Origin of the sequence: Pseudofrankia inefficax (assembly GCF_000166135.1) — a bacterium.
GTDB classification, from domain to species: Bacteria; Actinomycetota; Actinomycetes; order Frankiales; family Frankiaceae; genus Pseudofrankia; species Pseudofrankia inefficax.
In genome coordinates this window covers 3,362,098-3,384,485 of sequence record NC_014666.1, presented here as the reverse complement: position 1 = coordinate 3,384,485, position 22,388 = coordinate 3,362,098, and the positions used below count along the sequence as shown (strand labels likewise).

The 22,388-nt window shown below is 70.4% G+C and carries 20 protein-coding genes; 7 read left to right on the top strand and 13 right to left on the bottom strand.

Going from position 1 to position 22,388, the window contains the following annotated elements:
• Positions 1-19: 19 nt before the first annotated feature.
• Genes FRAEUI1C_RS13880 through FRAEUI1C_RS13865 form a run of 4 tightly spaced genes read right to left on the bottom strand, consistent with a single transcriptional unit; the run spans position 20 to position 3,916 of the window.
• Entirely contained in the window at positions 20-796 is a 777-nt protein-coding gene (locus tag FRAEUI1C_RS13880; protein ID WP_013423936.1) for a crotonase/enoyl-CoA hydratase family protein, read from the bottom strand.
• Positions 793-1,560: an SDR family NAD(P)-dependent oxidoreductase gene (locus FRAEUI1C_RS13875; RefSeq protein ID WP_013423935.1), complete on the bottom strand. Its 768-nt coding sequence runs from the start codon at positions 1,558-1,560 to the stop codon at positions 793-795. The genes FRAEUI1C_RS13880 and FRAEUI1C_RS13875 overlap by 4 nt, the downstream gene beginning before the upstream one ends.
• A 27-nt stretch (positions 1,561-1,587) precedes the next feature.
• Complete coding sequence (locus tag FRAEUI1C_RS13870) at positions 1,588-2,739, bottom strand: acyl-CoA dehydrogenase family protein (RefSeq protein ID WP_013423934.1); 1,152 nt, start codon at positions 2,737-2,739, stop codon at positions 1,588-1,590.
• A gap of 31 nt (positions 2,740-2,770) precedes the next feature.
• The gene (locus FRAEUI1C_RS13865; RefSeq protein ID WP_013423933.1) at positions 2,771-3,916 is read right to left on the bottom strand and encodes a thiolase family protein; all 1,146 of its coding nucleotides are present in this window, start codon (positions 3,914-3,916) and stop codon (positions 2,771-2,773) included.
• Positions 3,917-4,052: 136 nt separating this feature from the next.
• Here FRAEUI1C_RS13865 and FRAEUI1C_RS13860 point away from each other — a divergent pair, with 136 nt between their 5' ends.
• From FRAEUI1C_RS13860 to FRAEUI1C_RS13850, 3 genes are read left to right on the top strand one after another with little or no spacing between them, the layout of a single operon-like run.
• A complete protein-coding gene (locus FRAEUI1C_RS13860) occupies positions 4,053-4,646 on the top strand; it encodes a TetR/AcrR family transcriptional regulator (protein ID WP_013423932.1) in 594 nt (197 codons plus the stop codon).
• A 45-nt stretch (positions 4,647-4,691) separates the two neighbouring features.
• The gene (locus tag FRAEUI1C_RS13855) at positions 4,692-5,891 is read left to right on the top strand and encodes a CaiB/BaiF CoA transferase family protein (RefSeq protein WP_013423931.1); all 1,200 of its coding nucleotides are present in this window, start codon (positions 4,692-4,694) and stop codon (positions 5,889-5,891) included.
• Entirely contained in the window at positions 5,888-6,790 is a 903-nt protein-coding gene (locus tag FRAEUI1C_RS13850) for an LLM class F420-dependent oxidoreductase (protein ID WP_013423930.1), read from the top strand. Before FRAEUI1C_RS13855 ends, FRAEUI1C_RS13850 begins: the two co-directional genes overlap by 4 nt.
• A 67-nt stretch (positions 6,791-6,857) precedes the next feature.
• Here FRAEUI1C_RS13850 and FRAEUI1C_RS13845 read toward each other — a convergent pair whose 3' ends face one another.
• Positions 6,858-7,556 carry an SDR family NAD(P)-dependent oxidoreductase gene (locus FRAEUI1C_RS13845; RefSeq protein ID WP_013423929.1) on the bottom strand — a complete coding sequence of 233 codons (699 nt, stop codon included), beginning with the start codon at positions 7,554-7,556 and terminating at the stop codon, positions 6,858-6,860.
• A gap of 218 nt (positions 7,557-7,774) precedes the next feature.
• Between FRAEUI1C_RS13845 and FRAEUI1C_RS13840 the strand changes: the two genes are divergently transcribed.
• Complete coding sequence (locus FRAEUI1C_RS13840; protein WP_013423928.1) at positions 7,775-8,560, top strand: SDR family NAD(P)-dependent oxidoreductase; 786 nt, start codon at positions 7,775-7,777, stop codon at positions 8,558-8,560.
• A gap of 149 nt (positions 8,561-8,709) precedes the next feature.
• On the opposite strand, the gene FRAEUI1C_RS13835 is transcribed toward FRAEUI1C_RS13840, so the two are convergent.
• The 3 genes from FRAEUI1C_RS13835 to FRAEUI1C_RS13825 all read right to left on the bottom strand — a co-directional run bounded on the left by FRAEUI1C_RS13835 (position 8,710) and on the right by FRAEUI1C_RS13825 (position 12,571).
• Positions 8,710-9,729 (bottom strand): LLM class F420-dependent oxidoreductase, encoded by a 1,020-nt coding sequence (locus FRAEUI1C_RS13835; protein ID WP_049807173.1) that lies wholly within the window; start codon positions 9,727-9,729, stop codon positions 8,710-8,712.
• 108 nt (positions 9,730-9,837) lie between these two features.
• Entirely contained in the window at positions 9,838-11,079 is a 1,242-nt protein-coding gene (locus FRAEUI1C_RS13830; RefSeq protein WP_013423926.1) for a thiolase family protein, read from the bottom strand.
• Between the two features lie 157 nt (positions 11,080-11,236).
• Complete coding sequence (locus FRAEUI1C_RS13825; protein ID WP_013423925.1) at positions 11,237-12,571, bottom strand: amidohydrolase family protein; 1,335 nt, start codon at positions 12,569-12,571, stop codon at positions 11,237-11,239.
• Positions 12,572-13,377: 806 nt separating this feature from the next.
• On the opposite strand from FRAEUI1C_RS13825, the gene FRAEUI1C_RS13820 reads away from it, so the two are divergent.
• From FRAEUI1C_RS13820 to FRAEUI1C_RS13810, 3 genes are all read left to right on the top strand, one after another.
• Positions 13,378-14,460 (top strand): S-(hydroxymethyl)mycothiol dehydrogenase, encoded by a 1,083-nt coding sequence (locus tag FRAEUI1C_RS13820; RefSeq protein ID WP_013423924.1) that lies wholly within the window; start codon positions 13,378-13,380, stop codon positions 14,458-14,460.
• Positions 14,457-15,098 carry an MBL fold metallo-hydrolase gene (locus FRAEUI1C_RS13815; protein WP_013423923.1) on the top strand — a complete coding sequence of 214 codons (642 nt, stop codon included), beginning with the start codon at positions 14,457-14,459 and terminating at the stop codon, positions 15,096-15,098. The genes FRAEUI1C_RS13820 and FRAEUI1C_RS13815 overlap by 4 nt, the downstream gene beginning before the upstream one ends.
• A 345-nt stretch (positions 15,099-15,443) precedes the next feature.
• Positions 15,444-16,034, top strand: coding sequence for a TetR/AcrR family transcriptional regulator (locus FRAEUI1C_RS13810; RefSeq protein WP_157734927.1), 591 nt, complete (start codon positions 15,444-15,446; stop codon positions 16,032-16,034).
• 312 nt (positions 16,035-16,346) lie between these two features.
• On the opposite strand, the gene FRAEUI1C_RS40220 is transcribed toward FRAEUI1C_RS13810, so the two are convergent.
• From FRAEUI1C_RS40220 to FRAEUI1C_RS13785, 5 genes are all read right to left on the bottom strand, one after another.
• Positions 16,347-16,544: a hypothetical protein gene (locus tag FRAEUI1C_RS40220; protein WP_198318748.1), complete on the bottom strand. Its 198-nt coding sequence runs from the start codon at positions 16,542-16,544 to the stop codon at positions 16,347-16,349.
• 350 nt (positions 16,545-16,894) lie between these two features.
• Positions 16,895-18,499, bottom strand: a complete 1,605-nt coding sequence (locus FRAEUI1C_RS13800; protein ID WP_013423920.1) for a GGDEF domain-containing protein — start codon at positions 18,497-18,499, stop codon at positions 16,895-16,897.
• Positions 18,500-18,750: 251 nt separating this feature from the next.
• On the bottom strand, positions 18,751-20,034 hold the full coding sequence (locus FRAEUI1C_RS13795; protein WP_013423919.1) for an acyl-CoA dehydrogenase family protein: 1,284 nt from the start codon (positions 20,032-20,034) through the stop codon (positions 18,751-18,753).
• A complete protein-coding gene (locus FRAEUI1C_RS13790; protein ID WP_013423918.1) occupies positions 20,031-21,173 on the bottom strand; it encodes an acyl-CoA dehydrogenase family protein in 1,143 nt (380 codons plus the stop codon). Before FRAEUI1C_RS13790 ends, FRAEUI1C_RS13795 begins: the two co-directional genes overlap by 4 nt.
• On the bottom strand, positions 21,170-22,369 hold the full coding sequence (locus FRAEUI1C_RS13785) for a thiolase family protein (protein ID WP_013423917.1): 1,200 nt from the start codon (positions 22,367-22,369) through the stop codon (positions 21,170-21,172). The genes FRAEUI1C_RS13790 and FRAEUI1C_RS13785 overlap by 4 nt, the downstream gene beginning before the upstream one ends.
• Between the last annotated feature and the right edge of the window lie 19 nt (positions 22,370-22,388).

The window sequence follows — 22,388 nt, the reverse complement described above, 5'->3', positions numbered from 1 at the left end:
TGCTCCCGCCGCCGGGCCGTCAACGGCCCCGCCACACCGGGGCCCTCTTCTCGGCGAAGGCCAGCGCTCCCTCACGGGCGTCCTCGGACGCGAACACCGGGTCCGTGATCGACGCCTGCCGCGCGAACGCCTCCCCCTCGGGCCAGTCGGCCGACTCGGCGAGGATCCGCTTGGAGGCGGCGAGGGCGAGCGGGGCGCCTGCCGCCACCTGGCGGGCGAACGCGAGGGCCTCCGGGAGGGCCCGCGTGTCGTCGACGAGCCGGTTGACCAGGCCGAGAGCGGCCGCTCGTTCGGCCGTGAGGACGTCGCCGGTGAAGATGAGCTCGGCCGCCAGTGCCTTCGGAACGCGCCGGGGCAGCCGGAAGAGGCCGCCACCACGGGCAACGAGTCCGCGCTTGACCTCCGGCAGCCCGAAGCGCGCGCCTCGCGCCGCGACCACGAGGTCGCAGGCGAGTACCAGCTCGAAGCCGCCGGCCACCGCGTGGCCCTCCACCGCCGCGATCAGCGGCTTCACCGGTGGGCGTTCGGTCAGTCCGCCGAACCCGCGGCCCGGCACCGCCGGAAGCTCCCCGGCCGCGAAGCGTTTGAGGTCCATCCCGGCGCAGAACGTGCCGCCGGCGCCGGTGAGGATGCCGACCGACAGCGAGGAGTCCGTGTCCAGCTCGTCGAGCGCGGCCGCGATGATCTCGCCGGCGGCCCGCGTCATCGCGTTCTTCTGGGCCGGCCGGTTGATCGTCATGACCAGCACCCGGTCGGCGCGCTCGACCCGGACCTCGGGTTCGGCTGGCACGGTCACCGGGGCGCCATCCGGATCGCTCCGTCGAGACGCACGGTCTCGCCGTTGAGGTAGGAGTTCTCGAGCAGGCTCACCGCCAGGTGGGCGTAGTCGGCCGGCAGCCCGAGCCGCTTGGGATGCGGGACCGACGCGGCGAGGCCGTCGCGGATGTCGTCACGCAGCCGGGCCAGCATCGGCGTGTCAAAGGTGCCGGGCGCGATGGTGTTGACCCGGATCTGCCAGCTCGCCAGGTCACGCGCCGCGACGAGCGTCAGTCCGTGGACCGCGGCCTTCGACGCCGTGTACGACGTCTGGCCGATCTGCCCGTCGAACGCGGCGACCGACGCGGTCAGGACGCAGGCGCCGCGGTCACCGTCGACGACCTCGTTGTGGCTCATGGCCGCGGCCGCCAGGCGCAGCACGTTGTAGGTTCCGACCAGGTTCACCCTGATCACCTGCTCGAAACTCTCCAGCGCCCCGGGCCGGTGCTCCTTGTCGAGGATGCGGGTGCGGTCGCCGCCACGCCCTGCGCAGTGGACCAGTGCTCGAAGCGGCCCTGGCTCCTGCGCGAGCGCGATCGCCGCCGAGATCTCCTCCTCGGCGGTGACGTCCGCCGGCGCGAACCGCGCTCGTGCGCCGAGATCCTTCGCCACCGCCTCGCCATCACTCGTCGGCAGGTCGACGAGGGTCACGAAGGCGCCCCGCTCCAGCAGGTGTTTCGCCGTGGCCAGCCCGAGGCCCGAGGCCCCGCCGGTCACCAGAGCCGAAAGGCCGTCGATCCGCATACCTGCTCGCTTTTCTGCCGGCTCGTGTCAGGAGAGACCGAGGGATTTGCTGATGATGGATTTCATGACCTCGCTGGTACCGCCGTAGATCCGCGTCACCCGCGCGTCCGCGTACAGCCGGGCGATGGGCGACTCGGTGATGTAGCCGAACCCGCCGAACAGCTGGAGGCAGCGGTCGACCACGCGGCCCTGCAGTTCGGTGCAGAAGAGCTTCACCCGCGCGGCGTCGGCGGGCGAGAGGGAGCCCGCGACGAGCTGTTCGATCCCGCGGTCGAGGAACGCCTGGCCGGCCTCGATCTCCGTCGACATGGCCGCCAGCTCGAACTTCGTGTTCTGGAAGCCGCTGACCGGCCGGCCGAAGATGTGCCGGCTCATCACGTACTCGACCGTCAGGTCGAGCGCCGCCCTGGCCTGCGCGACGGAGCCGACCGCGATGGCGAGCCGCTCCTGCGGGAGGTTGGCGCCGAGATAGCCGAACGCCTGGTCCGCCTCGCCGAGCCGGTTGGCCACCGGCACCACGACGTCGGTGAACGACAGTTCCACGGTGTCCTGGGCCTTGAGCCCGATCTTCTCGAGCTTGCGGCCCTTCACGAACCCCGGCATGCCGTCCTCGACCACGAGCAGCGTGAGGCCGTCGCGCCGGTTGGCCGGGTCGGTCGACGTTCTGCACAGCACGATGACGAGGTCGGCGAGCGATCCCCCGGTGATGTAGGTCTTCGCGCCGTTCAGCACATAGTGGTCGCCCTCGCGCCTCGCGGCGGTGCGCACCGCGGCGAGGTCCGATCCGGTGTCCGGCTCGGTCAGCGCGATCGCCGTCATCAGCTCACCGGACGAGATCCCCGGGAACCAGCGGTCCCGCTGCGCCGCGTCGCAGTACCGGCGGAAGTAGGGAAGGATCACGTCGAGATGGGTCCGCAGGGGACCGATCGTCACCCCGGCCCGCGCGGTCTCCTCCTGGAGCACCACGTTGTAGACGTAGTCCCCCTGGCCGCCGCCACCCCACTCCTCGGGCATGTTCATGCCCATGATCCCGAGCTCGCCCAGCCGGCGGAACACCTCCTTCGGCGGGACGCCGGCCGCCTCCCACTCCGGGTAGACCGGCACGACGTCCTTCGCGACGAAGGCCCGGACCATCTCCCGGAACGCCTCGTGCTCGGGCCGAAAGATCGTCCGGTTCACCGGGGTCCTCCCGTCGTGGCGCCGCGCCGGTTCATCCGACCAGCTCGACGAGCGTCGCGTTGGCGGTGCCGCCGCCCTCGCACATGGTCTGCAGGCCGTAGCGGATGCCGTGCTCACGCATGTGGTGGACCATCCGCGTCATCAGGCTCGCCCCGGACGCGCCCAGCGGATGGCCCAGCGCGATCGCGCCGCCCAGCGGGTTGAGCCGCTTCGGATCGGCGTCGAGGTCGTGCAGCCAGGCCAGCGGCACCGGCGCGAACGCCTCGTTGACCTCGTAGACGCCGACCTCGGACAGCGCGATCCCGGCGCGCTGGAGCAGCCGCTGGGTGGCGGGGATGGGCCCGGTGAGCATCAGCGTCGGGTCGGCGCCGACGGCGACGCCATGGCGGTAGCGCGCGATCGGGGTCAGGCCGAGTTCCTTCGCCCGCTCGGAGGTCATCACCAGCAGGGCCGCGGCGCCGTCGGAGATCTGCGAGGAGTTGCCCGCGTGGATGCGGCCGTCCGCGCTGAAGGACGGCTTGAGACTGGCCATGGCGTCGACGGAGGTGTTGCGCCGGATGCCTTCGTCGACGCCGAACCGCGAACCGCCGACGTCGATCGAGACGATCTGGCCGGTGAAGGCACCGGCGTCGGTGGCAGCGGCGGCCTTCTCGTGGGAGGCGACCGAATACTCGTCGAGCTGCCGGCGGTCGAATCCCCACCGCTGCGCGATCATCTCCGCGCTGATGCCCTGGTTGAACGAGAAGTCGTCGTAGCGTTCGAGCACGCGAGGGCCGTAGGGCATGCCCATCTCGCGGGCCGCGCCCAGCGGGACCCGGCTCATCGTCTCGACACCGCCGGCCACGACGATCTCCGCCTGGCCCGCCAGCACGGCGCAGGCGGCGTAGTCGAGCGCCTGCTGGCTCGACCCGCACGCGCGGTTGACCGTGACGCCGGGAATCCGCTCCGGCCAGCCCGCGGCCAGCACCGCGAACCGGGCGATATTGCTCGACTGGTCCCCGAGCTGCGTCACGCAGCCGAGGACCACGTCGTCGACCATCTCGGGCTCCAGGCCCGTCCGCGTGAGCAGCGCGGACAGCACATCGGCCATCAGGTCGACCGGGTGAACTCCGGCGAGCGTGCCGTTGCGCTTGCCGTGGGGGCTGCGTACCGCCTCGACGATGACCGCGTCGCGCACCACGTTCCTCCACTCTGCCGCTTAACCCAGTCTGCCGCTGAACCGTACCGATCGGTCGGTATGGTGCGGTACGGTAGCTCAGCGGCGCCCGGGGCGCCAGAGGCCGGAACAGTCCGGAACGTGAGAGGAGGCCGACGTGCCGCGTAGCGGAGCCGCGCTCAGGCAGCGGATCCTCGACGAGGTGACCAGGCTCTTCGTCGAGAAGGGCTACCACGGCGTCGGCATCCAGGAGATCTCGGACGCGGTGGGCCTCAAACGCGGCGGTCTGTATCACCACATCGGCAGCAAGGAACTCCTGCTGTTCGAGATCAGCATGACGCTGCTGCGGCAGGCGACGGAGATCACCGAGCCGGTCGTGGCCGACGACGGCCCGCCCGACGCCAAGCTCCGCGCGCTGGCGCGGGCGCTGCTGCGCCATCACCTGACCCACGGCGACGGCTGGTCGGTCGCCATCCACGAAGCGCGTTTCCTCTCCGACGAGCACCGCAAAGAGGTCATCGCCGCCCGCGACGAGTTCGAGCAGATCTGGCGCGACGTGCTCGACGAAGGGGCCGCCCGCGGCTTGTGGCGGCCCGTCGACGGCGTCGATGTGCGCGGCATTCTCGGCACGTTCAACTCCGCCGCCCGGTGGCTGCGGCCGGACGGCCCGCTGCCGCCGGAGCAGATCGCGGACCGCTACGTCGACCTGCTCCTCGACGGGCTCCGGCCGCGGGACCCGCGCGGCTCGTAGGCGGCCGCCACCTCGGCGCCGGCCTCACCGAAACGGATGGACGCCATGAGCAGTGATTCGGCCCTGTCCGGCATCCGCGTCCTCGACCTGACCAGGCTGCTGCCCGGCGGGCTGTGCACGCTGGTGCTCGCCGACCTGGGTGCCGACGTCCTCAAGGTCGAGGCGCCTCCCGGCGGGGACTACGCACGCGGTCGAGCGCCGCATTTTCCCGACGCGGAGCCGACCACGTCGTCGGCGAGTTTCCGCGGGCTCAACCGCAACAAGCGTTCGATCGTGCTCGACCTCAAGTCGGCCGCCGACCACGGGACATTCCTGCAGCTCGTGGCGGAGTCGGACGTGGTCGTCGAGTCGTTTCGGCCTGGCGTGATCGACCGACTGGGCATCGGCTATACGGCTCTGGCCGAGGTGAACCCGGGCATCGTCGTCTGCTCGATCTCCGGGTGGGGACAGCACGGCCCGCTGTCCCAGGCGGCTGGCCACGACCTGAACTACCTCGCGGCGATGGGCCTGCTGTCGTTCACCGGCGGACCGGGCGAGCGGCCCGACCATCCGCCCCTGCAGGTGGCCGACTCCGCCTCGGGGCTCTTCGGCGCCGTCGCGATTCTCGCCGCCCTGCAGGAGCGGGCCCGGTCCGGGCGGGGCCAGTATGTCGACGTCTCGATCGCCCACAGCGCGCTGTCGTTCGCGGCGATGACGGTGGCGGGGGTCCTCGCGACGGGAACCGCGACGCCTCGCGGCGCGGGGGTGTGGAGCGGCGGCGCGGTCTGCTACCAGGTCTATCGGTGCCGAGACGGCTGGATCGCGCTCGGCGCGCTGGAGGAGAAGTTCTGGGCCTCCTGGTGTCATGGGGTCGGGCGTCCCGATCTGCTCGATCATCGGTATGACGGTCCCGGTTCAGCCACCCACAGCGAGATGCTGGCGATTGTCGAGGGACGTTCGAAGGCCGAGTGGGCGGACTTCGCCGCCGCCCACGACTGCTGCCTGACGGTGGTCGCCGGCCTGGACGAGGCGCTCGCCTCGCCGCTCGTCCGTGAGCGGGGATCCGTCGCCACACTGGCGCACCTTCCGGGCGGACCGACCTACGACGCGCTGGCCCTGCCCTTCCAGCTCTCCCGGACCCCGACCGATCCGGCGCGCCTTCCCGCGCCGGCTCTCGGCGCGGACGGGGTGGTGACGACGGACGCGGGCGAACGCCGCGCGCAACCAGATCCACTGATCACGACCGACTCGGGAGGGGCGGGATGAGGTTCTTCTTCGCGTATCCGGAGACCGCCGGCCTCGACGGCGACCTGTTGGAGTCCGGCGCGGTGGACGAGGTCGCCCGAGCGGCCGAGCGGGCGGGCTTCGACGGCATGTCGTTCACGGAGCACCCGATTCCCGGGGCCCGGTGGCTCGCGGGTGGCGGCCACCAGACGCTGGACCCGTTCGTGGCGCTCGGGTTCGCGGCGGCGGCCACCACCCGCTTGCTGCTGCTCACGCACCTTTCTGTCGGTCCCTACCGGAATCCGTTCCTCCTGGCCAAGGCGGCGGCCACCGTGGACAGGCTGTCCGGCGGCCGTTTCGTGCTCGGCCTGGGCGCCGGCTACCAGAAGTCGGAGTTCTACGCGCTCGGTGTCGACTTCGACGAGCGCAACGCACTGTTCGACGAGCTGCTCGCGGTCCTGCCGCTGCACTGGCGGGGCGAGCCGTTCAGCTTCCACGGCCGGCATTTCGACGCGCGCGACGTGATAGCGCGGCCGCGGCCCACCCAGAACCCGATCCCGATCTGGATCGGCGGGAACGCGCGGCGCAGCCGCCTGCGGGCCGCCGACCACGCGCAGGGCTGGATGCCGATGCCCGGTGGCCCGGAGCTGAGCACGACGGCCCGCACCGCCGGGATCGCGGGTGCCGCCATGCTCGCCCGGCTGATCACCGAGGTCCAGGACCGGGCCGCCACCCAGGGCCGCGGCCCGGTCGAGATCGCCTGGATGTATCCGGACCCGAGCCTCGGGACGGACCCGGGCGTCGAGGCCGACCGCCATCACGCGGCGATCGCGGAGCTGGAGAGGATCGGCGTCACCTCGCTGTTCGTCTCCACGCCGCGCGGCTCCGCCGAGGCGACCCTCGGGTTCCTCGACGTGTTCGGCGGCGAGTACCTGCGCTGAGCGGTGAAGGCACTCGCCGGCCGCGCTCGCCCTCCGGTCGACCTGGTGGTCTCCGGGAATCGCAGCATCAGCGCCAGGCGCCGGACCCGCCGTCCACCTGAAGCGTGCGCCCGTTGATGAAGGCACCGGGGCCGGCGAGGAACACCACGACCGCGCCGATGTCGGTCTCGGGATCCCCGACCCGGCCCATCGGGCTGACCGCGACGGCCTGGGAGACCCAGTCCGCCGAGTGATCGCTGGTGGCCACCGGGCAGATCGCGTTGACCCGGATGTTGTCGCGGCCCCATTCCATGGCCGCCACCTTGGTCAGGCCCCGGATCGCCTCCTTGGCCGCCGCGTAGGCCCCCAGGCCCGGCAGGCCGTAGGTGCCCGCCCCCGAGGCGAAGTTGATGATCGCGCCGCCGCCGCGAGCCTTCAGGTGCGGATAGCACAGCTGCATCATCCGCAGCGTCGCGTTGGGCCCTGACTCGAACTCGGTCCGCATGTCCCGCGCGGAGAGGTCCAGTAAGGGCGTGCCCGCGAGCATCGCCTGCGCCATGTTCACCAGGGTGCTCACGCCACCCAGCTTGCTGGCGACCGCGTCGACCGCCTGGGCGCACGCGTGGTGATCCGTCACGTCGCACTCCAGGGCCAGCTCAGCCCCGTCCGCCTTCGAGACGTCGAGATCAAGCGCCGCCACCGCGACACCGGCGGCCGACAGCGCCCGACAGACACCCCGCCCGACGTCCCCGGCTCCTCCAGTGACGATCGCTACCTGGTCCGGCATGGTCGCCCGCCTCCTGCCTTCCACCGACACCGACCGGGCGCGGCCTGCGGCACGCCACCCGGCTCATCCATGATCTGAGCCGATCAGCTCAACCCAGGAAGCGACAATCTTGAGGAATCCGCCACCGAATTGGCTGCATCCAAGCCACCTCACGTGAAAAGCTAATGCTTACGACTTATCTAGTCTAGACCCGGGTCACACATCAGACGGAGGCACTCATGACCGACGCGGCGCCCAGCAGCCTGACGGGAAAGGTCGCGATCGTCACCGGCGCCGGACAGGGAGTCGGCCTGTCGATCGCCCGGGTCCTCGCCCGGCGCGGCGTCAAGCTGGTCGTCACCGGGCGTACACCCTCGAAGCTCGACGTCTTAGGCGACGAGTTGCGCGCCGCCGGGGCCGAGATCGAGATCGTGCCCGGCGATGTCGGCACCCGCGCCGACGTCGACAAGGCCGTCAGCACCGCCGTCGACGCGTTCGGTGGCATCGACATCCTCGTCAACAACGCTCAGGCGCAGGTGACGCTCGACTTCAACGAGTCCGTGCTGGACGTCACCGAGGAGAACCTCGCGATCCCCTTCCGCAGCGGCCTGCTCGGCACGCTGCACTGCATGCAGGCCTGCTACCCGCATCTCAAGGCCCGCGGCGGCGGCTCGATCGTCAACTTCGGCTCCACCACGGCCATCGCGGGCATGTCGGGATTCGCGTCCTACAGCATCACCAAGGAGGCCATCCGCGGGCTGACCAGGGCCGCCGCCACCGAATGGGGACCCGACAACATCCGGGTCAACGTCGTCCTGCCGTCCGCGCTCACCGACCGGCTCCGCGAGATGGTCGAGGCCAACCGCGCCGTCATGGACCAGGCCATCGCCGCCATCCCGCTGCGCCGGATCGGCGACACCGAGGACGACATCGGCGCGGCCATCGCCGCTCTGGTCGGCGACGACATGAAGTTCGTGACGGGCGCGACGATCATGCTCGACGGCGGGTCGCGGTACATCAGCTAGGACCGCGACCCTCGCTCCCCCACGGCCGCCACACGCTCGCCGGGGAGGAAGCACTGCCACGCGGGCCGGGCGACCGGTGCGATTCCGTCACCTGCCGAGTCAGCCAGAACGGCTCTGGCGGGACCACCGGTCACTCGGCCCGCCCGCCGTCACAGCTGTTCGGCCAGCTCCCGGACCGTCTCCAGCACCCGCACGTCGACGCTGCGGATGATCAGCACGTCCACCCTGGACCTGTCCCAGATCGCCAGCCGCTCACGGATGGTCTCCGCTGGTCCGACCAGCGCGAGCACGTCGACGAGGTCGTCAGGCACCGCGGCGGCGGCGTCCACGGCCCGTCCCGACAGGTAGAGGTCCTGAATCCGCGCGGCCGCCTCGCCGTAGCCGTACCGGGTGACGACGTCCTTGTAGAAGTTCTGCTCGCGGGAGCCCATGCCGCCGATGTAGAGCGCGAGGTAGGGCCGGGCGAGATCGCGGCAACGCTGGACATCGGGACCGATGAACGTCGGCACCCCGCAGGCGACCATCAGCGCGGACCGGGCCGGATCTCGCCGGGCCAGGCCGGACTCGACCGCCGGCGCCACCGTCTCGTCGTACTCCGGCGCGTACAGCGTCGGCAGCCAGCCGTCCGCGATCTCGGCGGCGAGCCCGATGTTGCGGGGCCCGTTGGCGGCCAGATAGATCGGTACCTCGGGTCGATGCGGGCGCATCGCCGACATCAACGGCTCGGATCGCTCGTCGGCGGGGATCCGGAACAGGTCGCCGTCGAAGGTCAGCGGTTCCGTGCGCCGGATCGCCCGCCGGACGATCTCGACGTACTCACGCGTCATCGCGAGCGGCTTGCGGTAGGGCACGCCATGCCAGCCCTCGACGACGCGTGGGCCGGAGACGCCCAGGCCGAGGATCGCCCGGCCGCCCGAGAGCTCGTCCAGCGTCATCGCGGTCATCGCCGTGTTCGCGGGCGTCCGGGCCGGCATCTGCAGGACGGCGGACGCCAGGCCGATCGTCGAGGTCCGCGCCGCGAGGTAGGCCAGCACCGTCACCGCGTCAGAGCCGTACGCCTCCGGCACCCAGACGCTGTGGTAGCCCAGCTGATCGGCGGCCACCGCCGCCGCGACCGCGGCTGGCAGGCCGCGGGAATGCGGAAGACCAATCCCCAACCGCAGCCTCAACGCGAGCACCTCGTCCGGACTCCGGCGGGCGCCCCGCGACCGCCGGCAATGGTGGCCGTCATCCGTGTCCGACTCCTTCTCACCCGCGGGCAGAAGCGACAGAGGCCGCTACGAGGTGGGATCCGCGCTGTACAGCAACGCCTCGCCGATCGCGTGCGCGGGCGTCGCGTACGTCGACAGCGCGGTCTCGGCCCGGGCCGACTGACGCTCACCCGCGCGGCCGGACAGCTGCAGGTAGCACTCCAGCACGTGCGGTACGCCGTGGACCCGGCCCCAGCCCTGGTTGCCGCCGCCGGAGTTGAGCGGGAAGGGCCCGTCCGCGTCGATCCGGCCGTCCTGGATGAAGCTCCACGCCTGCCCCTGCGGGCAGAAACCCATGACCTCCAGCCAGAACCACACCAACGGCGTGAACCCGTCATAGAGCTGGACGACGTCGACGTCCGACGCTCGCCAGCCGCTGTTGGCCCACAGCCGGCCCGCCAGGTCGAACCCGCGGTCGTAGAAGTCGTCCAGCGGCCCCAGCGTCCCCGGCAGGAACGTCGGTGGATTGCGGATCTTCGCCCAGGAGGTGACGTAGACCGGCTTGTGCGGCAGGTCCCGCGCCCGCTCGGCCGTCGTCACCACGAACGATCCGCCGCCGTCGACCGGGATGTCGTTGTCGTACAGGCACATCGGCTCGCTGATCATGCGGCTGGACATGTAGTCGTCAAAGGTCAGCTCGCGGCCGTGCCAGTAGGCGTCCGGAATGCGCTGGACGTTCTTGCGCTGCTGCAGGACGAGGGTCGCCATGTGCTCGCGGGTGGCGCCATAGCGCTGCTGGTACTCCATGAACGGCATCGCGATACCGGACGACGGGGCCACGAATCCGTACGGAGCCGTGAACTGGTCCCAGCCTCTGGCCTGCTGCGACAGCATCGTGTTGTAGCGACCGACCGGGTTGTGCAGCGTCCGGTTCACCAGCACGCAGGACGCGGCCCCCGAGGCCACAGCGAACACGGCGTGCGCGAGCGCCGGGGGGAACGAGCCGTCGTCCAGGGACCACACGGGGTCCAGATCCATCTGCTCGATGAGGAACTCGCTGTCGACGAAGTCGAACCCCGGTTTGGTGACCCTGTCCTTGGTCGCGTACGACGGCAGGCTCACGCCGCAGGCGACGCCGTCGATGTCGCCACGGGTGAGCCCGGCGTCCTTGATCGCCAGGTCCGCGGTCTGGACAGCCAGGCTTCCCACCGGGCTGTCCGCGTGACGGACGGACTTCACGGTCGCCGCGCCGACGATCGCCACCTTGTTCCGGAAGCCTTTGTCGTTCCGGAAGCCTTTGTCGTTCCGGAAGCCCTTGTCCCCACTCATCGTTCCGCGTGCCGCCCTTCGGTCCCGAACCGCTTCGAAGCCCGTCTCACTGGAGCCCGCGCCGGCGTCGGTCCTCGACAGACCGAGGTGCCCGCCGCCAACCCGGAACGAGTCGGCGGCGGGGACCTGCGCCCCGGCCGGCCATGAGCGCCGGTGGTTACTCGGCGGTCGCCATCGACGAGATCCGGTTGTGCATGTACTTGGCCACCAGCGCGTCGGACTGCCGGTGGGTGAACCCGGACTGGATCGTCACGTCCCAGTCGGCGACCTCGGCCCGTAGGGCCCCCACGGTGCACTGCTCGGGCCTGCGCCGCGTGAACGGGTCGAACTGGAAGAACTTGCAGGCGTTCTGGTAGGTCACCTTGTTGACGACGTCGTCGGGCACACCCGCGAACACCGGCACCAGCCGCTCGGGAGCATCCGGCCAGATGCCGTCGGAGTGCGGGTAGTCGCTCTCCCACCCGATCATGTCGATGTTCAGCAGGGAGCGCGCCTCCATCCCCGCCCGGTCCTCGATGAAGCAACCGAACACGTGCTCCTTGAAGATCTCGCTCGGCAGCCGGCCACCAAACGACATTCCGGTCCACGGTCCGTGGTGTGTGTACCGGTGGTCGGCCTGCTCCAGGAAGTACGGAATCCAGCCGATCCCGCCTTCGGACAGCGCGATCCTCAACCGGGGGAAACGCTCGAACAGGTGCGAGTTGAGCAGGTCGGCCGCGACCGCGCCCGGCATGCCCCGCTCGACCGAGATGCTCACGTTGCCGAGGCCACGACGGGGCGGGTCGGGCGCGGGCAGCGGGGGCGCGTCCTCGACCTCGCCGACCATGTTGTGCACGCTCGCGCCGGCGCCCAGATGCATGGAGACGACGGTGCCCAGGTCCTGGCAGACCGACCACACCTTGTCCCAGTGATCGGTGAACAGCGACGGGAACGGATACGGGTCACCCATGAAGGAGACCGTGTGGCAGCCCAGGTCCGCCACCCGCTTGATCTCCTTGACCATCGCGTCCGGGTCGTGCACCGGCGTCAGCGCGAGCGGGATGAAGCGGTCGGGGTAGGCCGCGCACCAGCTCTCGATGTGCCAGTCGTTGTAGGCCCGGATCATCTCCGTCGCCTGCTCGGGGTCGCGGTGCGCGAAGACGGCGAACAGGGTGCCCGGGAACTGGACGAACGTCGAGAAGTTCATCGCCGCCCACTCGCCGTTCGCGCTCATGTCCTTGACGCGCGCGTGAACGTCGTAACAACCGGGACGCATCTCGTCGAGCGACTGCGGCTCGAAGCCCCACTCGTGCTGCGGCCGGCCGACGACCGCGTTCACGGCCCAGGTCTCGACCTCGTGACCCTCGTACATCCAGATCGCCGCGCCGTCGGCACGGTTCGTGAACTTCGGCGCCTTGTCCTGGTACTTCTTCGGCAGCCTGCCATCCCACATGTCAGCCGGCTCAACGATGTGATCATCCACGCTGACCAGGATGTAGTCGTTGTAGTCCATCGGGTCTCCGTCCTGCCTGCCACGTGCGGGTAATGGGTGATCTCCGAAACCGCCAACCGAGGCACACCCAAGCCTCTACACAATAAGTCATTCGTATCATAAATCGACTATTCTGTCAACACTCTGACCTGCATCTCTTACTATATTTGAGCTAGATGCATTATTCGTTGAGATCCACCAAATGGATCAGTCGACCACTCGATCATGACCGGATGAGCCGCCCTTCGACCGATCTGCGACGAGTCGTCGGCAGGCCAGCCACGGTCATACTAATCCGTATGTCTTAACTATCCAGCCACCTCTGCCGCCGACCGGCAGCGCCAGGCCCGGCACGGCGATCAGATGCCGGAAGGCCCAGGCCGCCGCCACCGACCGACGCCGGCACAGCCACCCCCTCGGCATCGAGGCCCGAGCGGCATCCCCTCGCCCATCCGAGCGCCAGGTCACCAGTATTCAGTATCTTGCCTCAAAAAGCGACGGCTACCGGGGCCCGGTGGGGCAGGCAGGCCCCAGGGGCCCGCCGCCCAGCGAGGTCGACCTCGCTGGCCCTCAAGATCGGACGCGGCGGCGACCACTGACTTCCTCCTGCGGTATCAGGCCTGGCAGGAGGGCCGTAGGCCCCGGCGCAGGCCTCGACCGACCGCGGGATGCCGACGGCGGCCCACCCGAGGGGATGCGGACCGACCTGGGCGCCGGGGTGGACAGCGCGGTGTCGCTGGACAACTATTGCGGACATCGCCTTAATCGGCGCCTTGAGGCGCCGGCCGGTGGCGCCCATCGTCGAGGGAAGCCGAAGGAGGACAGACGTGCAGGAGGTCCGCGGAGTGGTCGCGCGCGGAAAGGGCGCGCCCGTCGAGGTGACGTCCGTGCTGGTGCCGGACCCGGGGCCGGGTGAGGCGGTGGTCAGCGTGCGGGCCTGCGGGGTCTGCCACACGGACCTCCACTACCGCGAGGGCGGCATCTCCGACGACTTCCCGTTCCTGCTCGGGCACGAGGCGGCCGGCGTCGTGGAGTCGGTCGGATCCGGCGTCACCGACGTGGCGCCCGGCGACTTCGTGGTGCTGAACTGGCGAGCTGTGTGCGGTGCCTGCCGGGCCTGTCTGCGCGGCCGGCCCTGGTACTGCTTCAACACCCACAACGCCGCCCAGGCGATGACCCTGGCCGACGGAACCCCGCTGACGCCCGCGCTGGGCATCGGCGCGTTCGCCGACAAGACGCTGGTGCACGCGGGCCAGTGCACCAAGGTCGACCCGGCCGCGCGCCCCGCGGTGGCCGGCCTGCTCGGCTGCGGCGTGATGGCCGGCATCGGGGCCGCGGTGAACACCGGGCACGTGGGCCGCGGCGACTCCGTGGCGGTGATCGGCTGCGGCGGCGTCGGGGACGGCGCCGTCGCCGGAGCCCGGCTCGCCGGCGCGGCGCGGATCATCGCGGTCGACACCGACCCCCGCAAGCTGGAGTGGGCCCGAGGCCTCGGCGCCACCCACACGGTCAACGCCGGGGAGACCGATCCGGTCGAGGCCATCCGGGAGCTCACCGGCGGGTTCGGCGCGGATGTCGTCATCGACGCGGTCGGGCGTCCCGAGACCTACCGGCAGGCGTTCTATGCCCGGGACCTGGCCGGCACCGTCGTCCTGGTCGGCGTCCCCACCCCGGAGATGACCCTGGAACTGCCGCTGCTGGACGTCTTCGGCCGCGGCGGGGCGCTCACGTCGTCCTGGTACGGCGACTGCCTTCCGTCCCGCGACTTCCCGCTGCTCATCGACCTCTACCTGCAGGGGCGGCTCGACCTCGACGCCTTCGTCTCCGAGCAGATCCCGCTCGACGACGTCGAGGCCGCCTTCGGCAGGATGCACGCGGGCGACGTCCTGCGATCCGTGGTCATCCTGTGAGCCGTCCCGCACACACCCGCGTCGAGTGCACGGTCACCTCTGGCACGTTCTCCCTCGACGGCGAGACCTTCCAGGTCGACAACAACGTCTGGGTTCTCGGTGACGACCACGAGGTCGTCATCATCGACGCCCCTCACGACGTCCAGGCCATCCTCGACCTGGTCGGCGGCCGCGAGGTGGTCGCGATCCTGGCCACGCACGCCCACGACGATCACGTCCGGGTCGCGCCACGGCTGGCCGCCGCCACCCAGGCGCCGGTACTGCTGCATCCCGACGACCTGCCGGTCTGGGAGCTGACGCACCCCGACCGCCGGCCGGACGGGCCGCTGCGGGACGGCCAGCAGCTCGACGTCGCCGGGACCAGCCTGCGGGTTCTGCACACCCCCGGCCACGCGCCCGGCGCCTGCTGCTTCCACAGCGCCGAGCTGGGCGTGCTGTTCAGCGGCGACACGCTCTTCGCCGGTGGCCCCGGCGCCACCGGCCGGTCCTTCTCCGACTTCCCGACCATCATCACGTCGATCGAGAAGAAGCTTCTCACCCTGCCACCCGGCACCGCCGTGCATACCGGCCACGGCCCGGACACCACGATCGACGCCGAGGCACCCCACCTGCAGGCCTGGATTGCGCGGGGCCGCTGAGCTCGTCCCGCGGACCAGCCCGCGAGGCCCACGACGAGGCGCTCCGCCACTAACTCGGCAACACAGTCGCGACGGCTGCCTAACTCTCCAGGACCCGAGCCCGCCACGCCACAATCCATCTCCCCGACGCCTGGCGTCGGGGGACTGTAGATTTCTCGCGCCCGCGAATCCGGAACGGTTCGGGACGCGCGATGTGAGGGGCGGTACTCACCATCGCAATCGGCGATCGGTACTCTATAGAACGTGGCGGTGACATCCGGCAGGCGACCGACAGAGCAATCGCCAAGATCGACTGGTCGTGACCGGCCCAACTCCCGGGGCGACGCTACCCGGCTGCGGATCTTGATGACGGCGGAGCAGCTGTTCGCCGAGCGCGGGATCTCGGCGGTGGCGCTACGCGACATCGGCGTCGCGGCCGGCCAGAAGAACAACGTCGCCGTCCAGTATCACTTCCAGGACCGGGAGAACCTGCTCCGCGAGATCACGGCCTACCGCGCCCAGGCCAGCGAGCATATGCGGGCCGAGCTCCTGGCGGAGCTGATGGCCGGCGGGCGCCCACCGCGGGTCTACGACCTGGTCAAGGCGTTCGTCCGCTCGTTCGCCTGCCACTTGGAGCGAGACAACTACTACCTGGCCTTTCTGTCGCGGTATGTCATTGAGCGCGGCGGCTACGTGGGTTTTGAGGGCCTGTCGGTCGGCGGCACGACTTTCACCTTCACCGCGATGCTCCGCCGCCTGCTCCCCGACTATCCCGACGACATCATCCAGGAACGCTGGGTGGTCATGATGACCAGCGCGGTACACACGCTGGCCAGGTATCAGAGCGCCATGCAGGCAGGCTCGCTGCCCGGTCCCCTGCCCGATCTGATCGAGGACCTCGTCCGTTTCCTCACCGCGGGTCTCGAGGCACCGCCCAACGGCCTCCACCCGGCGTGACGGGAACGCTACGATTTAAGCGCGACAGTCGTAAACGCGGCTCGGTCGAGTGAGGTCGCTCGATGTCCCGCGGCTCGCGATGACGTGACGGCCGCCACGCGTGAGCCGCGGGAATCCCCATCAGCGGGAAGGCGGAGAATCCACGCGGCATGAAGCCGCTGTTCGCGCGGACGATCCGCTCGCGGACGGCCGGCCCGAAGCCAGCGGCATGAAGGCTTTCGAATGCCGGGCGGGCTTCGAGCCGAGCGAGCGATGTGTCCAGGCAGAAGTGCCTGACAGAGCAAAAAATAAGCTTACAAGCTCAATTGCGTGTCAGTCGGACGCCGGGAGCGGCTTCGCCGACTTCAAGGTCAGCTCCTCGCCGCCGAAGACCAGGGGGCCGAAGCCCGGCTTCGTGCACAGCACCTCAAGCGCCGCGGACCTGTCGACGTACCGTTTTCCCAGCTCGATGCGCGGGCCGGCGCTCACCGGAGCTCCGGCGGGCACGACGCCGTCGGACACCATCTCCACGCCGGCGCACAGGAGGCCCTCCGCCCTCGCCGGGGCCCTGACCACAACGACCTCGCACGCCGAGTTCGACGCGCGGAGACGACTGCCTGCCTTCATGCCTGTCCCGATCCCTCCCACAGCCGCCCGGGCCTCCGACCGCGAGCGGGCCTGGCCTGCGGCCCGTCAGACCCGCGGCCCGACGACGACGAACGCCGCGTCGCGGCCGGGTCGCACCAATCATCGTTATAAGGCGTGAGACTTACTTTACGATGCTCGCGCGAGATCGGTCAAGATGGTTGGCGCCGACGACGATCAGCATGCGGCACGGCGCCGCGTGCTGGCCAGACCGGTGAGGCCACGGCGGGGTCCGGTCAGGACGGGATCGCGCAGGCGACGTCCGCGCCGGCGATGGCGAAGCAGCTCTTGCCCGCGCGCTTCGCCCTGTACATCGCGGCATCCGCCCGGTGGACCAAGGCCTCGACGTCGGTCGGCCCGGCAGGGTCCACGACCGCCGCTCCTACGCTGATCCCGATGAGATAGTCCCTCGACTCGACATGGACGGGACGGCGCATGGCGCCCACGATCCGCCCGGCCGCCTGGCCAGCCTCCTCACGGCCGGCGCCATCGAGCAGCACCGCGAACTCGTCCCCACCGAGCCGGGCCGCGAGGTCCTGCTCGCGGATGCAGCCGAGCAGCCGGGCCGAGGTCACCCGCAGAACCGCGTCGCCTGCCTTGTGACCGTAGACATCGTTCACCCGCTTGAATCCGTCGAGATCGCAGAACAGCAACGCCATCCGTTCGCCGTGTCGCTGGCCGGCGACCGCGAGTCGCTCAAGGAAGAGTTTCCGGTTGGCCAAGCCCGTCAGTGCGTCATGGTTCGCCTGATGGTGCAGCAGCCGCCCGCGCTCGTCGAAAGCCGTCAGTAGCCGGACGTTCTGCACGATCGTGACCAGCTGACGAGCGGTCACGAGGAACACCAGTCCGACGCCGACTCCTATCTCGATGAATCCGAACGGGTCCTGCTCGATGACGCGCACCGCCGTCAACACCGTCACCGCGGTCAACGGCACGTACGGCAGCAGGATCTGGGCCCACATCCTGGCCCGCTCGCGCCGCCCGAAGCGCCCGCGACCCGCGCTGGGGCCGGGCGGGACGCACACCGCGAGAGCCAGCAGCAGCGATCCTGTGATCGTGGTGAAGGTAACCAGCGTCGTGTAGGCGACCTCACCGGTGAGCGCGCGGTAGATGAGTGCGGCATCGGAGACCTGATACGCGATCAGGGCGAGGAAGGCCAACGCCAGTGCCCGGTGGTTAACCGGGCGTCGAAATTCGGCGATCATCAACACGACCGACAGCATGACCAGACCGCAGACCGTCTCCAGGATCGAGCTGGCGGCCTCAGCCCGGTGCGAGCCCTGCGCGGACAGCGCCGCCCGCAACGTCGTCGACCAGAGCAGCAGAAAGATGGACCCCGAGATCAGCAGCCCGTCGAGCACCAGCACCAGGTGCGATGGTCGACCGACGCCGTACAGCCGCGCGGAGATCGCATCCGAGCGCTCGGTCGGAAGAGTCACCAGGGCGCCCACGAAGAAGACGGAGGCCACCATGGACATGATGCCCGCGGAGAGCCCGGAGGCGGCGATGTCGGCGCCTGCGGCAATGCGGTAGAAGACGAGGCCGCTGTACACCGCCGTGATGAGGGCTCCCGTGGCGAGGCACAGGCGCCATCGGCGTCCCGCGCCGTGCGCCCGGCTGCCGAACCAGGCCGCGACGGTCGCGGTGAACGTCAGCGCGACAGTCTGGCTCGTCCCGATGACGTACGTCTGCGCACGCCCGCCGGACAGCCCAGCGGCCAGCGTCACCAGCGCGACGAGGGGCACGGCACAGCAGACCGCGATCCGCAGTCGCCGAGGGGAGGCGGCGACCGTGTCCAGGTCGCAGCCATCCGGTCTCGACGTTCCGGCCACGCCAAACATGCGCCCCCTCCACCGCGAGAGCGTCTCGGGCAGCCATGTCGATCAACCCGTTGCGGCGAAGCCGTCCCGCGACTACGGATACTTTTGAATGTACCCGGCGCATTTCAGAGACAGTCCATGAGATCTGGTCACGGACGGAAGGCGACGACAAGAATTTACGCCGATGTCGCTCGATATAGGCGGATATCGCGATCCGGGTTACACCTCGCCTCCGCAACGCGCTTCCGCGCCAAAACCCGACGCGGCCCGGCTCAGCCGGCCGGCCGCTGGCGGGCAGACGGCGAGTGCCGTACGTCGCGGAACGGCACGTCCCGGTCAAGCGTGCGCTCTCGGGGCATTCCGAGGACTCGCTCGCTGACCACGTTTCTTGCCATTTCGGTCGTGCCCCCACCGATGCTGTAGATCTGGCGCAACAGATAACCGGTGCCCCGGTTGCCGAACAGCTCCTCCTCGTCGTCCCACGCCACGGCACGCGGGCCGGCGAGCTCGAAGGCGATCGTCAGGAGCCGGGGCTCGACCACCCCGTGCATGAGGCGCCCGACCGAGGCGAGCTGATCCGACGCCGTCCCACCCGCGATGGTCGCCTGCAGCCGCCGGTCGAGCTCGGCCATCGCGACCCGGAGGGCATGCCCCTCACCGAGCAGTTCCGCGACGCCCGGTTCGCCGAGCCGGCCAGCCCGCCGCGCCAGCTGATGAAGACTGGCACCGGACTCGCCCTGCGCCATCTCGGCGCCCCGCACCGGGCGGATCGTCAGCGGCGACGACGTGAAGCTGCGCTCGTGGAACAGCCAGCGCGTCACGACGGTCCAGCCCTGGTCGACCTCGCCGACGCGGGCGCTGTCCGGCACCCGGACGTCGGTCAGGAACTCCTGGCAGAACTCCTGACTGCCGTCGAGCATCTCGATGCGGGAGATCTCGATGCCGGCCTGGTGGATCGGCAGCATGAAGACCGTGAGCCCGCGATGCTTCGGAACATCCCAGTTGGTGCGGGCCAGGCACAGGCCCCAGTCCGACCACCAGGCACCCGTGGTCCAGATCTTCGAACCGTTGAGGACCCAGTCGTCACCGTCGCGCACCGCGCTCGTCTGCGCCCCGGCGACGTCCGACCCCGATCCGGGCTCGGACAGGAACTGCATCCACAGTTCCTCGCCCTTGAGGATCGCCGGGAGATGCGCGAGCCGCTGCTCGTGGGTACCGAACTCCAGGATGACCGCGGCGCACGGCGTGGTCGTCGGCACCTGGAGCCGGCGCGGGTAGCGGTAGCCGACGATCTCCTCGTTGAACGCGGCGGCATGCGCGGGGGTCAGCCCGAGGCCGCCGTACTCACGCGGGAAACAGATGCCCGCGAGCCCACCGTCCCAGAGCAGCCGCTGCAGGCGTCGCTCCTCGGCGACCTCCGCGAGCTGCTCCTCATCGCCGCGGGACGCTCGACGTCCGGCGAAGCCCTCGGCCTCGGCCGGCGGCATGTTCCGCGCCAGCCAGTCCCGCGCGCGCAGCCGGAACTCCTCGACCGGCTCGGTCCTGTCCGCGCTCATGCCGTCGCCTCTCCCACGCCGCCGAGCAGGGACGCCAGTCGCAGCCGATGTTCCCGGACCGTGCCGAGCAGCATGCTGTTCACGGTGACCCTGCGCAGGTACAGATGCAGGTCGTGCTCGAAGGTCAGCCCGATTCCCCCGTGCAGCTGCACACAGTCCTGGCAGAGCTCGGGGCCGAACTGCCCGATGTACGCCTTCGCGACGCTGACCAGCTCGCCGGCCCGGGGATCGCCGCCGCCCACGGCCTCGACGGCGGCGTCGGCGACCGCGTGGCTCGCCTCCAGCCACATCTTCAGGTCGGCGAACCGGTGTTTGAGTGCCTGGTAGGAGGCCAGCGGCCGGCCGAACGAGTACCTGTCCGCGGCCCAGGCGACCGTCATCTCGAACGCCCGGTCCATCGCGCCGACCGTCTCCGCCGTCTGGATCGCGAGTGCCGTGTGAAGCAGCCGCTCCGCCTCGGCCGCGCCTGACGCCGGGCCGGCGAGCACGTGGCTGGCCGGCACGCGGACACCGTCGAACCCGACCCGCGCGAAACGTCGGGACACGTCCACCGTCCGCAACGGCCGGACGGAGACACCCGCGGAGTCGGCGGGCACCAGCAGTTGGATCAGGCCTTCGTCGGTGCGGGCGGGGACGACGTACTGATCGGCCTGCGCGCCGTGCTCGACGGGCCCCTTCGCCCCGGACAGCACCCAGTCGGTCCCCGACGCGACCGCGCGCGCCGCCACCTGGCCAAGCCCGTCGCCGGGGGCCGGTTCACCCGGGCACCAGACGATGAGCGCCTCCCCGGTGCCCGCCCGGTCCAGCGCCTCGAGGGCGGCCTCGCCGCCGGCTCGCGACAGGGCCAGCGCGGCGATGTTCGCGGCCAGCAACGGCCCCGGCGCCGCGTGGCGGCCGAACTCGTGCGCGACCAGGGCCAGATCCCGCAGGCCGTCGCCGCTGACGCTGCCGCCACCGTGGTCCTCCGAGACCAGCAGCGACGTCCAGCCGAGCTCGGCTCCGGTCTTCCAGTAGGCCGGTTCGTACCCCTGCGGGCGCTGGTGCAACGTCCGGCGAACCTCACCGGGAAGGCTGTCCCGCAGGAACTTCCGCGTCGTGTCGACGAACAGTTCCTGGTCGGCTGTCAGGCTCGGAATCATCCGCGCTCCGTGGTCTCACGAGGTACCTCCAGCACGACGGCCGACGCCATGCCACCCCCCGCGCACATCGCGGACACGGCGATCCCGCCGCCGCGCCGACGCAGCTCGTGGACGAGCGTGATGATCTGGCGGGCACCGGTCATCGCGACCGGGTGGCCGAGGCTGCAGCCGCTGCCCAGGACGTTGACGAGGTTCTCGTCGATGCCCAGGAGCCGGCACGCGGCGATGGGTACGGAGGCGAAGGCCTCGTTGATCTCCCAGAGCGCGATGTCGTCGATCGTCAGGCCCGCGCGGGCGAGCACCTTGGGAATCGCTTCGGTCGGCGCGAGCCCTGTGTCGGCCGGCTCGACCCCGGCCGAGGCCCAGGCACGAATGACCGCGAGCGGCTCAAGGGCCGTCTTGCTCGCGTAGTCGCTGTCGGCGATCACCATCGCGGCCGCGCCGTCGTTGATGCCGGCCGCATTGCCCGCCGTGATGCTGAAGCCCTCGATCTCCGGGTGCAGCGGCTTGAGAGCGGCGAGCTTCTCGGCGCTGGTGGCGCGGCGCGGATGCTCGTCCGTCGCGAAGGCGAAGGTGGTGCCGTCGCGCCGGGTCACCTCGACGGGGAAGATCTCGTCGGCGAAGCTGCCCGCGTCGATGCCGGCCACGGCCCGCTGGTGGGAACGCAGCGCCCAGGCGTCGAGGTCTGCGCGGGAGATCCCCGCGCTGCGCGCCGCGTTCCAGCCAACGGTGATCGACATGTCGCGGTTCGGCGCCCACGGAGTCGGCTGGTGGGTCGGTGAGTTCCACTCCTCCCAGTCGTCGGTACCGGGAACGCGCCGGGTGGTCCGTGGCGAGGTCGACGCCGAGTTGGTCCCGCCGGCGACGACGACCTTGTCCATGCCTGCGAGGATCGACCCGGCCGCCATCTGCACCGCCGCCAGGCTGGCCGCGCAGTGCCGGTTCTGCGCGACACCCGGGGCGTTGGTCAGACCGGCCTCGATGGCCGCGTACCTGGCGATGTCCCCACCGCCGTAGAGGCCCTCCCCCAGCACGACGTCGTCGACGGCCCCCGGCTCGATCCCGGCGCGGGACACCGCCTCGCGGACGGCCTGAGTCCCCAGCTCAAGGGCGTCGACATCCACCAGAGAGCCCTTGTACGCCGTCCCGATCGCGGTTCGCGCGGTCGAGACGATCACTGCTTGGCGCGCTGCCACATCAGCTCCTCACTTGATT

Bases quoted from the DNA above. Each gene is read 5' to 3' on its own strand.
- FRAEUI1C_RS13875 (WP_013423935.1), bottom strand. From the start codon at position 1,560: ATGCGGATCGACGGCCTTTCGGCTCTGGTGACCGGCGGGGCCTCGGGC.
- FRAEUI1C_RS13855 (WP_013423931.1), top strand. From the start codon at position 4,692: ATGAGCAGTGATTCGGCCCTGTCCGGCATCCGCGTCCTCGACCTGACC.
- FRAEUI1C_RS13850 (WP_013423930.1), top strand. From the start codon at position 5,888: ATGAGGTTCTTCTTCGCGTATCCGGAGACCGCCGGCCTCGACGGCGAC.
- FRAEUI1C_RS13845 (WP_013423929.1), bottom strand. From the start codon at position 7,556: ATGCCGGACCAGGTAGCGATCGTCACTGGAGGAGCCGGGGACGTCGGG.
- FRAEUI1C_RS13840 (WP_013423928.1), top strand. From the start codon at position 7,775: ATGACCGACGCGGCGCCCAGCAGCCTGACGGGAAAGGTCGCGATCGTC.
- FRAEUI1C_RS13830 (WP_013423926.1), bottom strand. From the start codon at position 11,079: ATGAGTGGGGACAAGGGCTTCCGGAACGACAAAGGCTTCCGGAACGAC.
- FRAEUI1C_RS13825 (WP_013423925.1), bottom strand. From the start codon at position 12,571: ATGGACTACAACGACTACATCCTGGTCAGCGTGGATGATCACATCGTT.
- FRAEUI1C_RS13810 (WP_157734927.1), top strand. From the start codon at position 15,444: ATGACGGCGGAGCAGCTGTTCGCCGAGCGCGGGATCTCGGCGGTGGCG.
- FRAEUI1C_RS13800 (WP_013423920.1), bottom strand. From the start codon at position 18,499: ATGTTTGGCGTGGCCGGAACGTCGAGACCGGATGGCTGCGACCTGGAC.
- FRAEUI1C_RS13795 (WP_013423919.1), bottom strand. From the start codon at position 20,034: ATGAGCGCGGACAGGACCGAGCCGGTCGAGGAGTTCCGGCTGCGCGCG.
- FRAEUI1C_RS13790 (WP_013423918.1), bottom strand. From the start codon at position 21,173: ATGATTCCGAGCCTGACAGCCGACCAGGAACTGTTCGTCGACACGACG.